Source organism: Nocardia ninae NBRC 108245 (assembly GCF_007990755.1).
Taxonomy (GTDB): domain Bacteria; phylum Actinomycetota; class Actinomycetes; order Mycobacteriales; family Mycobacteriaceae; genus Nocardia; species Nocardia ninae.
On the sequence record NZ_BJXA01000127.1, the window covers coordinates 1 to 15821 of the forward strand.

A 15821-nucleotide genomic window follows, 5' to 3' on the forward strand; every position below is an offset into this window, starting at 1 on the left:
GCCCAGTGCAATGCGCCCGCGGAAGGCGCCGTGACCGCGCGCACCTCCCCGGCGCCCGGCCCGGCCACCGAGCCCGGCGCCAGCTACGCCGCGACGCTCGACACCACCTGCGGGGCAATCCAGATCGACCTCGATCCGGCCGCGCCGCAGACGGTCAACTCGTTCGCCTTCCTGTCCAACGAGCAGTACTTCAACCACACCAAGTGCCACCGGATCACCACCGACGGCATCTACGTGCTGCAGTGCGGTGACCCGACGGCCACCGGCACCGGCGGCCCCGGCTACCAGATCCCGGACGAGAACCTGGCAGGCGCCACCTATCCGGCAGGCACCGTCGCCATGGCCAACGCAGGCCCGAACACCAACGGCAGCCAGTTCTTCCTGGTCTACCGGGACAGCCAGCTGCCCCCGAACTACACCCCGTTCGGGCGCATCACCGGCGGCCTGGACGTCCTCCAGTCCGTCGCCGCCCTGGGTACTCGGGACGGCGGCCCCGACGGCGCCCCGCGCGACGACGTCGTCCTCAACAAGGTCGAAACCTTCAAGAAGTAAGACCCCTCGGCAATGGCGGCGTCCTCGGACGCCGCCATTGCCGTATCCAGAGGTCGAGGGGCACCTGGCCCGGACGGCCGAAAGGTGCCACTCGCCGCTACTTGTGCGGAGTCAGCGGGAAGGTGGTGACGCCGGGTCCTGGTGACGTCGACGGACCGCTGATAGGGACAGGACCCCGCTGCGCAAGGCTCAGTCCACTTCATAGCCGGGCGGCGGCGGCTCGCTCCACGCCATCGACTCGCGGAACGCGGCTTCGAGTGTCGCGAACCAACCCGAGTCCATCCCGAATCTAGGATGTTCGAGCCCGACAAGGCCCCACACATATGGTGCCCCGAAGCCATACTCGGAGTACGCGATGCCCGTCCCGGACTCGAGAAACTCGGCCACGATGAACCCGGGATAACGCAGCTCCTGGAATTCGGGATGCCGGTCCCCGTAGTCCCAGTCGAGCATGCAGACGCGCGGGCGAACGAGGTAGCCCTTCAGCCGCTCGACCAACTGACCGCTGTGAATCTTCGCGATTTCGTCCGCGACGCGGCTCGCCATCTCTGCTTCGTCTCCCACCGGCACAATCGTATGCGCCCGTCGGGATCTCCGACTCGCCGATCAGCGGGTGGGTGCAGTGCCGTGCCCGACCTACGATTTCAGTGCCACATCATCAAAAATCCGTTGAGCCAACCATCGACCGGGAATACGGTGCGGGCATGCGGATACATCCCTGTGGCGCGGACGATCTGGACGAGTTGGCCATCCTGCGCGCGCAACTATGGCCGGACGGCTCTGTTGCCGAGCATCGCTCCGAGATCGGCGAGCAATACGACGGAACCCCGCGACGCGGCAGCATTTCTCGCACGCGACGAGCGCGGCACCGCAGTCGGCTTCGGTGAAGTCACACTGCGCCATGACTACGTCAACGGGTGTGACACGTCACCGGTTGCGTTCCTCGAAGGACTCTTCGTGATCCCCAGCCACCGCAGTAGCGGCGTAGCCCGGGCACTGTGCGAGGTGATGGAAGCATGGGGTCGCGAGAACGGCTGCACGGAATTCGGCTCGGATGCGCTGCTGAGCAATGCCGAGGGGCAGAACATGCACGCCGCGTTGGGCTTCGAAGAACGGGAACGTGTCGTGTACTACCGGAAGATGCTGTGACCACGGCGAAAGGGCTGATAGCCCCTGCTTCGATCTAGGGGTCGACCGGACAGCACCCCTCGGCGATGGCGGCGTCCTCGGACGCCGCCATTGCCGTATCCAGCGGTCGAGTGGCACGGGGCCGGAGAGGTCCGTGCCACTCGCCGCTACTTGTTCGGGGTGAGGGGGAAGGTGGTGGCGCCGTCGTTGCCTGCGGGGATGATCGGGACGATCACCGACGACGGATGTTGGGGGTCCTTATAGATTGTCTGGGTGGCCAGTTCGGTGCGGGTGCTTTCGCCGAAGGGTTCACCGGTGTTCGGATTCGGCGCGTACTGGGGGTAGTCGCTGCTGGAGATGGCGACGCGGATACGGTCGCCTGCTTTGAATTGGTAGCTGGTCGGCCAGATCTTGATGGTGAACTCGTAGGGCTGGCCCGGCACGATCGGCGTCGGATTGGTGAGTGAGTCGCGGAAGGCGGCGCGGATGATGCCGTTGTTCAGGTTCACCGCGGAGCCGTCCGGAGCGAGAACCTCCAGGCGCGCAACGAAATCGGTGTCCGGCGCGGTCGAGGAGGCCCACAATTTCACCGTGATCGGGCCGGTGATCTCGGTGTCGGTGCCCAGCGGGGCGGTGTCGTAGGTGAGCACGTCGGTCCGCTGCTCCACCGCGGCCTGGTCGAACGGTCCCTGCGGCGTATTGCCGACACCGCAGCAGGAATGGCCGCCCACACTCGGGGCCGGATCGGTCGGGTCGTAGAGGTAGCGGTCGCCTTCGGCGGGTGCGGTCGGGGCCTGCTCGACCAGTTTGCCGGTGCGACCGGACGAGCCGTTCTCACCGTCACCGCTGAAATAGTAAGTCTTCCACTGGGTTTGCGGCAGCGGCCAGCTCGGCGCCGACTTCCACCGGTTGGCGCCCATCACGTAGTAGTCGACCCGCGGCTTGCCCGCGACGCCGTTGTCCACGCCCTTGAGGAAGTGGTCGTACCAGGCCAACATCAGCTCGTTGATCGGGCTGTTGCCCACCGGTCCGAGCTGATCGAGCAGCGGCGCGACCGCCGAGGTCGGGCGCCCCCACCCGAGGTGGTCCCACGGGCCGATCACCAGGCGCTGGTTCTGTCGCGCCTCCGGCGTCCCGCCCTTGTCGACCATGCCGGTGAAGTTCTCGATGCCGCCGGCCAGGAACGAGTCGTACCAGCCCTCCATGTTCAGCACCGGCACCTTCACGTTCTGGTAGCGCTCGCGGATGCTCCACTTCTTCCAGTAGTCGTTGTAGGTCGAGTTGCGGATCCAGTCGAAATACCAGGGCGCGACCGCCGGATTGCCCGGCTGCAACGGCGGAAAGTCCTTGTACGGACGGAAATTCATCCACTGGGTGGCATTGTCCATGGCCGCGCGGATCTGCTCGATCGCCGCGGTGTCGCGGCGATGCTCGGCGGCGGCGAGGCCGATCGTGCTCACCGCCCACGGTTCCACGAAGCCGAGCCGGAACTGCCCGCCTTCATAGGTCCAGCCGTCGTAGTAGTCCGACGAGGTGTTGGCGGGCACGATGGCGGCCAGGTGCGGCGGCGTCTCGACCGCGGCGAGCCACTGCGTCGCACCGATATACGACGACCCGTACATGCCCACTTTGCCGTTCGTCCCGGGCAATTGGGCCGCCCACTCGACGCTGTCGTACCCGTCGCGCAGGTCGTTGTCGAACTCGGTGAACGTCCCGTCCGACTTCCCGACGCCGCGAATGTCCTGAATCACCACCAGATAGCAGTGTGAGGCGAACCAGTCCGGCGTCTGATAGCGCGAAGAACTCACTTGCGCAAAGGATTTCCCGTACTGCGTGCGCATCAGGATCACCGGCACCGGATCGCTGGTCTGCGGACGATACACATCCGCCCGCAAGATCGTCCCGTCCCGCATCGCCCCCGGCACGTCGGTTTCCTTGTCCACCGCGCATTTTCCTCGCCCTGTGTTCGGCGGCCAGGCCCCCGCCTGCCCCGGCGCCCCCGTCTGCGTACTCGCCGCATCATCGGTGTCCGAGCCCGGCGTACACCCCCCGACCAAAACCCCGACGCACACCAGCGCGGTCAGCAACCGCCCGACGCCAATACCGTGACCGGACAACCGGATACACCTCCCGTGAGGCGCCGACCGGACACTCGACGCGTGCCCCTCAACAGTGAGAACGCCTCCGTCGAGCCGATGCTATCAAGATCCAGTACCAAACGTCCGACGAATGCATTTCCGCGACGGAAGGTCGCCAGCCGCGTGAATTTCGTTGCCACACAGCCTTTCCCAGGCCTGCCCGGCATAGACTTTGCTGACAAGTCAACAGACGCACACGAAAGTCCTCATGCGCGGCAGGCGACAGTGATGATCTCCGGGCTGGTCGGCGTCAGGGAGCTGCGATCCCAGTCGCCGAACTGTTCGGCCACGACCAAGCCCGCGGCGGACAGAAAGGCCGAGAGGCTGGGCGCGTCGAGGAAACGGAGCGTGCTGTAGCTGATCTCGGGCTGGGGCCACTGGTCGCTGGTGAAGGTGTGGGTGAAGGAGACGAGGTCACCGCCGACCGGTTCGGTGACGTGACAAACGCATCGCACCACCGCACCCGTCTCGTCCGAGACTTCGCCCGAATATCGCTGATGCCACGTCTCCCATTCCCGCGCAAGAGGATTGCGGGTTTCGAAGACGAAACGACCGGTGCCGGTCAGTGTCGCGGCGATCACGGCCAGCGTGGACCGAAGTTCGTCGTCACCGACCAGCACTTGGAACGCGTGCCCGGTCATCACCACCAGATCGAACCGATCGTCCCGGCCGCGCAGCGTGCTCGCGTCACCGAGGACCCACTCGATATCGTCGTGCTTCCGAGCCACTTCGAGCATGCCCGGCGCGGGGTCCACTCCGCACAGCCGGCCGGTATGGCCGTCCGCGCGGGCTTTGTGCAGGAGTGCTCCCGTTCCGCAGCCCAGGTCCAGGACCGACGGTGCCGCCATGACCAACGGCAGGTAGAACCGAAAGTCGTCGCGCGCGTCCTCCGGGCTGAAGCTGTCGTACAGCGCGGCGAGCCGGATATCGGTGAACACCTTGTCGACCATGATCGAAGGGTCGCAGAGACGAGCGACCCGCCGCGACTTGTTTTCTGCCTCTTGCCGGTCCGCGATCGTGCGATCCGCGCCTGCGCTCAGTCCAAGCGGAGTAGGTCGGGCCAGGTTTGGGACCAGGGGGCGCGGGGACCGTCGCAGCGCCAGATGGTGACGTCGCGGGTGGCGCCGGGGAAGCCTAGGGGTGTGTCGGCGCGGCCGATGGGGGTTACCGAGGCGAAGAGGGGGCGGACGTCGGCGGCCTCATCGCCCACCCAGAGGATGGTGGTTGCGGAGTCGGGTGGGGTGCCGAAGTAGCCGAAACCGCGGTTGGGGCTGTAGGCGGCGGGGAGGTCGTATTCGGCGCGGAATACGTCGAGTGCGCTTGCCTGCCAGTAGGAGTCGGTGATGATGACCGTGGCGGCGCGGTCGGCCTCGGGCAGGGATCGGTAGGCGGCCGCGGTGGCGGCGGCGAGTTCCGGCCAGCCGAACCTGCCGTACACGGTGATCGACAGCCCGGCTTGGGCCTCGTTCTCGGCCGGTGTGTAATCGGATTCGGGTCGCCACGGCAGGGTAAAGACCACGAGGGCAACGGATACGACGACCAGCACGAGAGTGACGATCGTGCGCAGGCGACCCATGTGCTCAGCCCAGCGGACCGCGCCCGCGGCGAAGATCACGGCGTAACAGCCCGCCGCGTAATACGGCCTGCCGTCGGTGGCGATGAAGACCACGGCAAGCAGCAGCGGCAGCGGAGCGAGAAACCGATACCGGCGCAACGGTCCCCAGCGGAAGAGCGTCACGATGCCGTAGATCAGCAGCAGGGCGCCGAGGACTCCGGCGGAGACAACGGCCAGCGGCAACCAGGTGTAGCGGCCGCCGACGGTGGCCTGTTCGGCGGCGATCACCGCGCCGAGCCGTAGTTGCGGCCAGCCGTGACCGGCCTGCCAGATCAGGCTCGGCAATGTCATCAGCACCACCAGCGCCGCACCCGCCCACAGTGCGGGACGGCGGAGCAGATCGCGCGGGCCGTAGCACAGCACGCCGATCGCGACCGCGACCCAGAAGAACGGGATCAACCATTTGACCTGCATATCCAGGGCGGTGGCCAGCGACGCACACAGCAGCAGCGAGTCGCGCCGCGTGCGCACCCAGCGGACGAGCAGCCAGCTGATCAACACCCAGAGCGCGGCGTCAATGGTGTTGGTGGCCAATTGGGTTCCCTGCACCAGCAGTAATGGTGAAGTCGCATAGGCGATTGCGGTCAGGATCTGGGCGCGGTGCCTTCCGCCGAACTCCCTGGCTATCTGCGCACTGATGACCACCGCCGCCACCGTGACCAGCAGCGCCGGAATACGCTGCGCCACCAGCGATCCCGGCGCGAGCAGGTCCATCAGCCGGGCGATCGCGGGCACCAGCGGACCCTGGTCCGCGTAACCGAAGGAGAGCCTGCGGCCGGCGGAGATAAAATACAGCTCGTCGCCGAAGAATCCGTACTGGCCGGCCGAGGACAGCAGGGCGATCGCCGAGACCACGGCGATGGCGCCCACCCCCGCAAGCGCGAACGGCCGTTGCTCTTCCACCGTATCCGGTTGCCGCACTTGGGTTGTGTCAGTCATCTTCCCCCGCCTTTCACATCGCCGCATCGAACAACCGGCACATGCGTGCCTGATACCGGTCCTTATCGAAATCCGGCTCCCGGATCACCCGCCCGGCCACACCGTCGATCGCGTTGCGGAAGGATCAGCACCGGGGCGACCTCCCCGGTGCGTCGGCTTCGCACTTGACCTCTCGATCGATGGCGTGCACGGCCAAATCCTAATACGAGCGCTCAGTCACCCGCCCGGTCAGCGAAGTGCCGGGTCCGGCCGCGCTCCCACCCCGGATCGCCGTCCCGGACGAAAGCGATCCAACTGCCACGCATCTGGTCGACCAGCGACTGCGGGCGCTCCCCTTGCAGCATCGGCGCATCCTGCCAAGCCGCCGCGCTACCGAGCACGAACGGCAACTCGAGGCAGTGGCACGCGCGGAACGGACTGCCCGCCGGCTGCCACTCGAACTCGAACAACCAGGCCGCAACGCCACCCGCGTTCAGCGACTCGCTCAACTCCCGGGTCGGCCCGCCGAAGATCTGCTCGGAAACCTGCGCAACCGCGTCCCAGTCGTCGGAGAAGAACGCCGCCACCTCATCTCGCGTCGTGCCCATCAGCATCCGCACATCACGCTCGCCCACCGCACGCGCCAGATCCGAGGCAACCAACTCCCCATCCGCCACCAACTGGAACGGCGGCACCACCTGTCCCTCGCCCCCCTTCGCCACCGCCGACTGCGCCGCCAGCAACGCCGCCACCGGCACCTCACCGAGCTGCTCCGCCTCGACCCCCAACTCCCGCAACAACTTCGCACTGACCCGCTCGGCCGCCTCCGGCGTAGCAGGCAGCATCCCGAGCGGCGGACTCTGCAAGATGGCCTGCTGAAACAGCCCCTCCGCCTGGTTCCCCGACAACATCGCCACCAGCGAAATCGCACCCGCCGACTGACCAGAGGCCGTCACCCGTGCCGGATCACCGCCAAAAGCGGCGATATTCTCCCGCACCCACGTCAGCGCCGCGATCTGATCGCGCAGCCCCAGATTGCCCGCACTCACCCCCGGCAACCGCAGGAACCCGAGCGCCCCCAGCCGATAGTTGATCGTCACCACGACAACGTCCCCCAGCGCCGCCACCTCACCCCCGTCGTACCACCCGAGACTGCCCGCCCCACTGGAGAACCCACCGCCGTGCAGAAACACGAGCACCGGATGGCCATCCCCCGGCGGCGCCCACACATTCAACGACAGACAATCCTCCGCCTGCGCCACCTCGAACGACCCCATCACCCGCTCCAGCCGCGAAGCCAATTGCGGTGCCGCCGGACCGAATTCGGTCGCATCCCGCTCCCCCGCCCACGGCGCCACCGGTTCCGGCCTCCCGAACCGCACAGCCCGCGCGTACGGAATACCCCGATAAACCGTCACCGCCCCCTCGACAACCCCACGCACCGCCCCCGCGGTCGTCTCGACAACGGTCGACAAGTTGCTCTCACTACTCATACCCCCGAGTCTGCCCCCGATCCCGCCTTCCAGCCGCCCAGCGCCCCCACCACACCGAAATCCGCCACTCCCCCACGCCGTAGAAACGGATTCCGCCATGGTCGACGGGACATAGTGGCGGCGACACGCCGAGTTCAACGACCATCATGTCCCGTTGATCATGAAGATTCCCGCCCACCGGGCAATGGCGGAGCAGCACCCACCGGCGGCTACTCGAAAGTGGCGAGCTCAGCGGGATTTGACGAGCGCCATCGACCCCACGCCCAGTGCAGCTCGGCCAGACGCGGTCGATTTCACCAGAAGACACCAAAAGGCCGCGCTCCCAACGGAAGCGCGGCCTTCGGCACTGAAACTTACAGGTACTGACCCGTATTGGACTCGGTGTCGATCGCCCTGCTCGCGCTGGCGTTCTTACCGGTGACCAACGTGCGGATGTAGACGATCCGCTCGCCCTTCTTACCCGAGATGCGGGCCCAGTCATCGGGATTCGTGGTGTTGGGCAGGTCCTCGTTCTCGGAGAACTCGTCCTGGATCGAATCGTAGAGATGCTGGATGCGCAGGCCGGGGTTGCCGGTGTCGAGGACGGCCTTGATGGCGTACTTCTTGGAGCGGTCCACGATGTTCTGGATCATGGCGCCGGAGTTGAAGTCCTTGAAGTACAGGACTTCCTTGTCACCGTTGGCGTAGGTGACCTCCAGGAAGCGGTTGTCCTCGCTCTCGGCGTACATCCGGTCGACGACCCGTTCGATCATCGCGCGGACGCACAGGGCCTTGTCGCCGCCGAACTCGGCGAGATCGTCGGCGTGCAGGGGCAGCGTCTCGGTCAGGTACTTCGAGAAGATGTCCTGTGCCGACTCCGCGTCCGGCCGCTCGATCTTGATCTTCACGTCCAGGCGGCCCGGCCGCAGGATCGCGGGGTCGATCATGTCCTCGCGGTTGGAGGCACCGATCACGATGACGTTCTCGAGGCCCTCGACACCGTCGATCTCCGACAGCAGCTGCGGCACGACCGTGGTCTCCACATCGGAGGACACGCCCGAACCACGGGTGCGGAAGATCGAGTCCATCTCGTCGAAGAACACGATCACCGGCGTACCCTCGGACGCCTTCTCGCGGGCCCGCTGGAAGATGATCCGAATGTGGCGCTCGGTCTCGCCCACGAACTTGTTGAGCAGCTCGGGACCCTTGATGTTCAGGAAGAACGACTTGGCTTCCTTGGCATCCTCACCACGCGCCTCGGCGATCTTCTTGGCCAGCGAGTTCGCCACCGCCTTGGCGATGAGCGTCTTACCGCAACCGGGCGGACCGTAGAGCAGCACACCCTTGGGCGGGCGCAGCGCGTACTCGCGGAACAGATCCTTGTGCAGGAAGGGCAGCTCCACCGCGTCGCGGATCTGCTCGATCTGCCTGCCGAGGCCACCGATATCGGTGTAGTCGACGTCCGGAACCTCTTCCAGCACAAGGTCTTCGACCTCGGCCTTGGGGATGCGCTCGAACGCGAAGCCTGCCTTGGTGTCGACCAGGAGGGAGTCACCGGGGCGCAGTTTGCGAATCGGGGAGTCGGGATCCTCCATGTCGTCGTACTCGGCGACCTTGGCCAGCGGACCCGCCAGCCAGACCACCCGCTCCTCGTCGGCATGACCGACCACGAGGGCGCGGCGGCCGTCGTCGAGGATCTCCCGCAGGGTGCCGATCTCGCCGACCGCGTCGTAGATGCCGGCCTCGACCACCGTGAGCGCCTCGTTGAGGCGGACGGTTTGACCGTATTCGAGGGTCGAGGTCTCGATGTTCGGTGAACACGTCAACCGCATCTTCCGGCCCGAGGTGAACACGTCTACGGTCTGATCGTCGTACACACCGATCAGAATTCCGTATCCACTCGGCGGCTGGCCGAGCCGATCGACTTCCTCACGCAGGGCGATCAGCTGCTGGCGCGCCTCTTTGAGGGTGTCCATCAGCTTGGTGTTGCGAATCGTCAGCGAATCGATGCGGGCTTCCAATTCCCGTGCACGATCCGGCGAATCGGCGAGTTGCCTACGGAGCGCAGCCGCTTCGGCGCGTACCGCCTCGAGCTCTCTCCAGGCCGCCGAATCCGAATTCTCGATGGGGCTCATGTGCTGCTCCTCCCAGTCCCGGTCTATCAACGCTACCGGGCGCGAACCGTTCTCGCTGTCCGACATGGTTTCGTCGTGATCACATCTGGGCTGCGATCGACAGCCGGATGTCCATGTTAGCCTGCCCTAACCCGCACTCGGTGAGCCCGCTCGCCGACCGAGCCGAAAGGTTGCTGAATATGCTCCTTCCCGCCAGGATTCTCCGCGTTTCTGTTGCTACCGCTACTGCCGCGCTCGCCGTTACGGTCGGGCTCGCGGGGTGTAGTTCTGATGACAACAAATCCGATGCCAAAGTCTCTTCCTCCAGCGTTGTGGCCTCGAGCAGCGCCGCGGCGACCGGGAACGCGGCGGCGCCGACACCCGAGACGCTGCAAGCGGTGCTCGTCAAATTGTCCGATCCCGCGGTACCCACCGCGGAGAAGACCAAGCTCATCGTCGACGGCGAAAAGCGCACGGCGAACATCGATCAGATGAACAAAGGCCTGGCAGGCTACACACTGACCTACGCAGTGGCCGATATCACAACACAGGGCAACACCGCCACCGCGCAGGTGACCATCACCTCGCCGCACGGCGCCCTGCCCCCGATGCCCCTCAGCTGGGAGAACGTCGGCGGTACCTGGAAGCTCTCGGACGCCAGCGGCTGCCTGATGCTCGGCTTCGCGCAAGCCCCCTGCGTGCCCGCCTGATCCGCCGCAGCCGGCCGAGGGTGCTGTGCGGGCACCCTCGGCCGCGTCAGCCGCGCTGTCAGCCCTTGGACGGCCTGCGCTGCGGCTTGGGGGTCACCGTGCCCTCGGCGAGCTTGCGTGCGCTCACCAGGAAGGCCGTATGGCCCTGCATCCGGTGTTCGGGGCGCACCGCGAGGCCGACCACATGCCAGCCGCGCACGATCGACTCCCAGGAGCGGGGTTCGGTCCAGCATTCTTGTTCGCGCAGCGCCTCCACGACTTTCGACAGCTGCGTCACCGTCGCCACATAGATAATCAGCACGCCGCCGGGAACGAGCGCCTTGGATACCGCGGGCAGCGCGTCCCACGGCGCGAGCATGTCGAGCACCGCCCGATCCACCGGTTCGCCCGCGAAGTCGGCGACGTCCCCCACCGTCAGCGACCAGTTAGCCGGACGTTCGCCGTAGAAGGTTTCGACGTTGCGGATGGCATGGTCAGCATGATCCTGGCGAATTTCGTAGGAAATCACCTCGCCCTGCGGCCCGACGGCGCGCAACAGCGAACACGTCAGCGCGCCGGAGCCGGCGCCTGCCTCCAGCACCCGCGCGCCGGGGAACATGTCGCCCTCGTGCACGATCTGCGCGGCGTCCTTCGGGTAGATCACCGCGGCACCGCGCGGCATCGACAACACGTAGTCGATCAGCAACGGGCGCAAGGCCAGATACGGGGTGCCGTTGGTGGAGTTCACCACCGAACCCTCGTCGGCGCCGATCAGGCTGTCGTGCTTGATGCCGCCGCGATGGGTGTGGAACTCCTTGCCCTCCTCCAAGACCACCGTGTAAAGGCGCCCCTTGGCATCGGTCAGCTGTACCCGGTCACCGAGGGTGAAGGGACCGGTCCGTCTGGCCGTCATGAATCTCCGTTCGTGCTGGCGAATAGTCGCGCACCTGCGTGTCGGTGCCGCCGGATAGCCTGCCAGGTATGAGCTCGCCCGCGACCACGCCCCCTACCGACGGCGCTGCGGCGTCCGATCCCGGTGCGGCGGCGAGCCGGTCGCGGCCCGCGCTGTCGCCTTCGCGGGCAATGGATTTCAAGCAGTGCCCGCTGAAGTACCGGTTCCGGGCGATCGACCGGATCCCCGAACCGCCGAGCAGGAACGCGCTGCGCGGCACGATGGTGCACGCGGTGCTGGAGGACCTGTACGGCCTGCCCGCGGCGCAGCGGCAGCCGGTGCGGGCCGAGAGCCTGATCGTGCCCACCTGGGCGCGGGTGGCGGCCGAGTGGCCCGAGGTGACCGAGTTGATCACCGATGCCGAGCTCGACGGCTTCCTCGGCGAGGTGCGCGCGTTGGTGCAGACGTACTACCGCTTGGAGGATCCGACCCGCTTCGACCCGGAGTCCAGGGAGGCGCGGGTGGAGGTCGAGCTCGACGACGGAGTTCTGTTGCGCGGCTTCGTGGATCGGATCGACGTCGCGCCGACGGGACAGCTGCGGGTGGTCGACTACAAGACCGGCCGCGCCCCCGGGCCCACCCAGGAGACCAGGGCGCTGTTCCAGCTGAAGTTCTACGCCCTGGTCGTGCTGCGCACCCGCGGCATCGTGCCCACCCAGCTGCGCCTGATCTACCTTGCCGACGAACAGATCCTCACCTACGCGCCCGACGAGGAGGAACTGCTGCGCTTCGAACGCACGCTCTCCGCGCTGTGGGAGGCGATCCTCGACGCCGGGCGCACCGGAGATTTCCAGCCGAACCGCGGGTGGCTCTGCGCGTACTGCGACTACAAGCCGCTCTGCCCCGAATTCGGTGGGACACCGCCGCCCTACCCGGGTTGGCCCACCGATGGGACGACGGAGTCGCCGGACGAGACGTTGGCGGACGCCGTCGCCGAGTAGCAGCCGACGCCCTGTCGATCTCGGCCCGCCGCACAGGGCTCCACCCCGCGCACGAGACCGCCCGCAATCTCGGGCGCGACGGGCGATTTCGTGCGCGGCTGCGGGTCAGAGGGTGAAGTTGCGGAACAGCAGCACCGAAAGGCCCAGGCCGACAGCCAGATTCACCACGACGGCGGAGCCGAACACGACGATCGGACGCCAGCCCGCCTCGCGCAGTCCGCGCAGCGAGAACTCCAGCCCGATGGAGACGAAGGCGAGGATCAGGAACCAGGTGCGCAGATCGTTGATGACGGCGATGTGTGCGGCACCGACCTTCTTGTCGACCGACTGCAGATACAGCGTCCCGATCACCGACGCCGCGATGAAACCGAGCACGAACTTCGGGAACCGCTCCCAGAACTGCCGCGCCGAGGGCCGCACCGCACCGGCCGTGCGCTCCACCTTCAGGGTGAAGTACGCGGTCAATGCGATCGCGACGATCCCGATCAGCGCGTTCTGCGTGGTCTTCACGATGGTGGCGATCTGCAGCGCCTTCTCCCCCGCGATGGCACCCGAGGCGGCGACCGCCGCGGTGGTATCGATATTGCCGCCGATCCAGGCGCCCGCGACCGCGTCGGACAGCCCGAGAACCTCGGCGAGCCAGGGCAATACGAAGATCGACGGCAGCGCGAAGATGATCACCAGCGACGCCGCGTAGGCGATCTGCTCCCGCTTGGCCTGCACCGCACCGGCCGCCGCGATGGCCGCGCTGACGCCGCAGATGGACACGGCCGAGGCCAGCAGCGCCCGCAGCTTGTCGTCGAGCCCGAGTCGCCCGCCCAGCCACCAGGTGAACCCGAACACCGCGGTGATCAACAGCAGCGCCTGCAGGATCGACGGGCCCGCCGCGGTCACCAGGATCTTCAGGTTGATCGAGGCGCCGAGCAGCACCACGCCGGTCTTGATGAAGAACTCGGTGCGGAAACCGGCCGAAAGCCGGTCGCGCAGCGCCAGTTTGATGAGGATGACATTGCCGAGCAGGCCGATCGCGATGGCGTACACCGGGAACTCGATCGACTTGGCCACTCGCTTGAACGGAGTATCCGCCGCCCACTGCGGGACGTGCGTATCGAAGTAGCGGGTCAGCGCGCCGAGCACGACGACGACTGCGATCCCCGCCACGATCGCCCCGACCGTCGGACGCGAAACTGCTTGCAACGCCGCAGTTTCGGACTTCACCGACCCGAAAGCATCGGCGCTTTCGGCAACCGACTCGGTCGCGACACCGCCTTCGGCCGGATTGCCTTCGTGCGCTTCAGGATTCGGCATCACGGCACCAGCCAATCCGGAATCGCGCCGACCAGAACCAACGCGATCAGCGTCAGCCCGACGATCGCCGCCAGCCAGTCCTCGCTCCAGGCGAATGCGCTTCCCGAACGTTGCTCGGGCGATCTCTGTGACACGGGTGTGCTCCTTGCGTTCCTCATCGAGAGGCCGCACGGTAGCAACACCCGGCCACCAGGCGCACCGGTTGCGTTCAGCGTGAATTATTCACACATACCAGACAAAGCAGACGGCGATAATCCGACTCAGAAGGCTCGGCAGGAGCGAATGTCGAAGGCCAGGATGGCTTTCGCGCCGAGTTCGGCGAGCTGGTCCATCACCTCGTTGCCCTGCTTGCGCGGCACCATGGCGCGGATCGCAACCCAGTTGTCGTCGGCCAGCGGGGACACCGTCGGCGACTCGAGCCCCGGCGTGATCTTGACCGCCTGCTCGAGCAGTTCCTTCGGGCAGTCGTAGTCCAGCATGATGTACTGCTGGCCGAACACGACGCCCTGGATCCGCGCGATGAGCTGGTTGCGGGCCCGTTCCTGCTGATCGGAGCCGCTGCGTTCGATCAGCACGCCCTCGGAGTCGCACAGCGACTCACCGAAGGCGACCAGGTTGTGCTGGCGCAGGGTGCGCCCGGAGCCGACCACATCGGCGATGGCGTCGGCGACGCCGAGCTGGATGGAGATCTCCACCGCGCCGTCCAGCCGGATCACCTCGGCCTCGATACCGCGGCGCTGCAGATCGTTGAGCACCAGGTTCGGGTAGGAGGTGGCGATGCGCTTGTCGTAGAGGTCCTCGACCTGCCACGCCTTTCCGGCCGGCGCGGCGTAGCGGAAGCTGGAGCGGCCGAAGCCGAGACCGATCCGTTCGCTGACCGGGGCGCCGGAGTCGAGCGCCAGATCGCGACCGGTGATGCCGAGGTCGAGCTCACCGGAGCCGACGTAGATGGCGATGTCCTTGGGCCGCAGGAAGAAGAATTCGACCTGGTTGGCCGGGTCGAGCACGGTGAGATCGCGCGGATCGGTGCGCCTGCGGTAGCCGGCCTCGACCAGGATGGCGGTGGCGGCTTCGGACAGGGCGCCTTTATTGGGGACTGCGACGCGCAGCATGGCAGGAAGTCCTTTCGGGAGGAGAAACTACGGAGTAAGACGCACCCGTCACAGATGTCGGTACACGTCTTCGAGCTTCAATCCACGACCCACCATCAGCACCTGCACCCAGTACAGCAGCTGCGAGATCTCCTCGGCGAGCGACTCGTCGCTCTCGTGCTCGGCGGCCAGCCACACCTCGCCGGCCTCCTCGAGCACCTTCTTACCCTGGCTATGCACGCCGGCGTCCAGCGCGGCCACGGTTCCGGACCCCTCGGGGCGGTTGACCGCACGATCCTGCAGCTCGGCGAACAGGGTTTCGAAGTTCTTCACGATGAGCCATTGTTTCAGACCGGTGTGCGGGACCGTTGCTCCGGCCCGTCCCAGCTTTCGGCGAGCCTCGGCGCGGCGACCTGGACCGCCGATCTCGGGGCAGCCGACGCTCGTATTGATCACAGACCGCCGCCGCCCGATACCGCATCCGGTCGGGTGACCGGATGCGGATCGTCGTCGGATCAGCTCGCCGCGAGCAGGGCCTCCAGGTCGGCCACCGCAGTGCGGAGGTGGTCGGCGAAGGCGTGCATCTCGTCGGCGACCGTGGTCGGGGTGGCCAGGTAGAGATTCCAGCGGTCCGGCAGCAGGACGTAGGCGACGCCGATGCAGCGGGGGCTGGTCGAGCCGAAACCGAAGTAGCGGATATTGACCGACGGCGCCGAGCTGGTGCTCAGGTAGTCGTCGCGCATGATCAGCCAACCGGGGCTGTCGTAGAGCGGAATCGGCTCGGTGACGCCGAGCTCGGCGCCGCGGCGGCGCTGGATCCACTGCAGTTCCCACAGATGCTGTTCGGGTGCGGCGCCCGCCTGACACTCCTTGGCGCGGGCGACGTGCGCGGCGGCCGCGGTG

General features: G+C 66.7%; 16 protein-coding genes. 4 read left to right on the top strand and 12 right to left on the bottom strand.

Going from position 1 to position 15821, the window contains the following annotated elements; translation table 11 throughout:
* Positions 1–552 (top strand): peptidylprolyl isomerase (locus NN4_RS42395; protein WP_147143522.1); only part of this gene is annotated, 552 nt, incomplete at its 5' end.
* Positions 553–741: 189 nt separating this feature from the next.
* On the opposite strand, the gene NN4_RS42400 is transcribed toward NN4_RS42395, so the two are convergent.
* The gene (locus NN4_RS42400; protein ID WP_147143524.1) at positions 742–1116 is read right to left on the bottom strand and encodes a hypothetical protein; all 375 of its coding nucleotides are present in this window, start codon (positions 1114–1116) and stop codon (positions 742–744) included.
* Between the two features lie 12 nt (positions 1117–1128).
* Between NN4_RS42400 and aac(6') the strand changes: the two genes are divergently transcribed.
* The gene (gene aac(6') / locus NN4_RS47090; RefSeq protein WP_344318546.1) at positions 1129–1701 is read left to right on the top strand and encodes an aminoglycoside 6'-N-acetyltransferase; all 573 of its coding nucleotides are present in this window, start codon (positions 1129–1131) and stop codon (positions 1699–1701) included.
* Positions 1702–1847: 146 nt separating this feature from the next.
* Here the strand turns inward: aac(6') and NN4_RS42410 are convergent, their stop codons facing one another.
* The 5 genes from NN4_RS42410 to arc all read right to left on the bottom strand — a co-directional run bounded on the left by NN4_RS42410 (position 1848) and on the right by arc (position 9958).
* A complete protein-coding gene (locus NN4_RS42410) occupies positions 1848–3593 on the bottom strand; it encodes a CocE/NonD family hydrolase (protein ID WP_147143542.1) in 1746 nt (581 codons plus the stop codon).
* Positions 3594–4024: 431 nt separating this feature from the next.
* Positions 4025–4768 (bottom strand): class I SAM-dependent DNA methyltransferase, encoded by a 744-nt coding sequence (locus NN4_RS42415; RefSeq protein WP_147143526.1) that lies wholly within the window; start codon positions 4766–4768, stop codon positions 4025–4027.
* An 86-nt stretch (positions 4769–4854) separates the two neighbouring features.
* Entirely contained in the window at positions 4855–6372 is a 1518-nt protein-coding gene (locus NN4_RS42420) for an ArnT family glycosyltransferase (protein WP_147143528.1), read from the bottom strand.
* A gap of 212 nt (positions 6373–6584) precedes the next feature.
* Positions 6585–7844: a carboxylesterase/lipase family protein gene (locus NN4_RS42425; protein ID WP_147143530.1), complete on the bottom strand. Its 1260-nt coding sequence runs from the start codon at positions 7842–7844 to the stop codon at positions 6585–6587.
* A 353-nt stretch (positions 7845–8197) separates the two neighbouring features.
* Positions 8198–9958 carry a proteasome ATPase gene (gene arc / locus NN4_RS42430; RefSeq protein WP_107660637.1) on the bottom strand — a complete coding sequence of 587 codons (1761 nt, stop codon included), beginning with the start codon at positions 9956–9958 and terminating at the stop codon, positions 8198–8200.
* A 179-nt stretch (positions 9959–10137) separates the two neighbouring features.
* Between arc and NN4_RS42435 the strand changes: the two genes are divergently transcribed.
* The gene (locus NN4_RS42435) at positions 10138–10647 is read left to right on the top strand and encodes a WKL family lipoprotein (RefSeq protein ID WP_147143533.1); all 510 of its coding nucleotides are present in this window, start codon (positions 10138–10140) and stop codon (positions 10645–10647) included.
* Between the two features lie 58 nt (positions 10648–10705).
* Here NN4_RS42435 and NN4_RS42440 read toward each other — a convergent pair whose 3' ends face one another.
* A complete protein-coding gene (locus NN4_RS42440; protein ID WP_135231829.1) occupies positions 10706–11539 on the bottom strand; it encodes a tRNA (adenine-N1)-methyltransferase in 834 nt (277 codons plus the stop codon).
* A gap of 68 nt (positions 11540–11607) precedes the next feature.
* Between NN4_RS42440 and NN4_RS42445 the strand changes: the two genes are divergently transcribed.
* Positions 11608–12519, top strand: a complete 912-nt coding sequence (locus NN4_RS42445; protein ID WP_147143535.1) for a RecB family exonuclease — start codon at positions 11608–11610, stop codon at positions 12517–12519.
* A gap of 105 nt (positions 12520–12624) precedes the next feature.
* On the opposite strand, the gene NN4_RS42450 is transcribed toward NN4_RS42445, so the two are convergent.
* The 5 genes from NN4_RS42450 to NN4_RS42465 all read right to left on the bottom strand — a co-directional run.
* A complete protein-coding gene (locus tag NN4_RS42450) occupies positions 12625–13827 on the bottom strand; it encodes a YeiH family protein (protein WP_246181413.1) in 1203 nt (400 codons plus the stop codon).
* Positions 13827–13961, bottom strand: a complete 135-nt coding sequence (locus NN4_RS46730; RefSeq protein ID WP_281289473.1) for a hypothetical protein — start codon at positions 13959–13961, stop codon at positions 13827–13829. Before NN4_RS46730 ends, NN4_RS42450 begins: the two co-directional genes overlap by 1 nt.
* 126 nt (positions 13962–14087) lie before the next feature.
* The gene (gene hisG, locus NN4_RS42455) at positions 14088–14939 is read right to left on the bottom strand and encodes an ATP phosphoribosyltransferase (RefSeq protein WP_147143537.1); all 852 of its coding nucleotides are present in this window, start codon (positions 14937–14939) and stop codon (positions 14088–14090) included.
* Between the two features lie 48 nt (positions 14940–14987).
* A complete protein-coding gene (locus NN4_RS42460; RefSeq protein WP_186818896.1) occupies positions 14988–15269 on the bottom strand; it encodes a phosphoribosyl-ATP diphosphatase in 282 nt (93 codons plus the stop codon).
* A gap of 164 nt (positions 15270–15433) precedes the next feature.
* A partial coding sequence (locus tag NN4_RS42465; protein WP_147143539.1) for a choline/carnitine O-acyltransferase occupies positions 15434–15821 on the bottom strand: 388 nt, incomplete at its 5' end.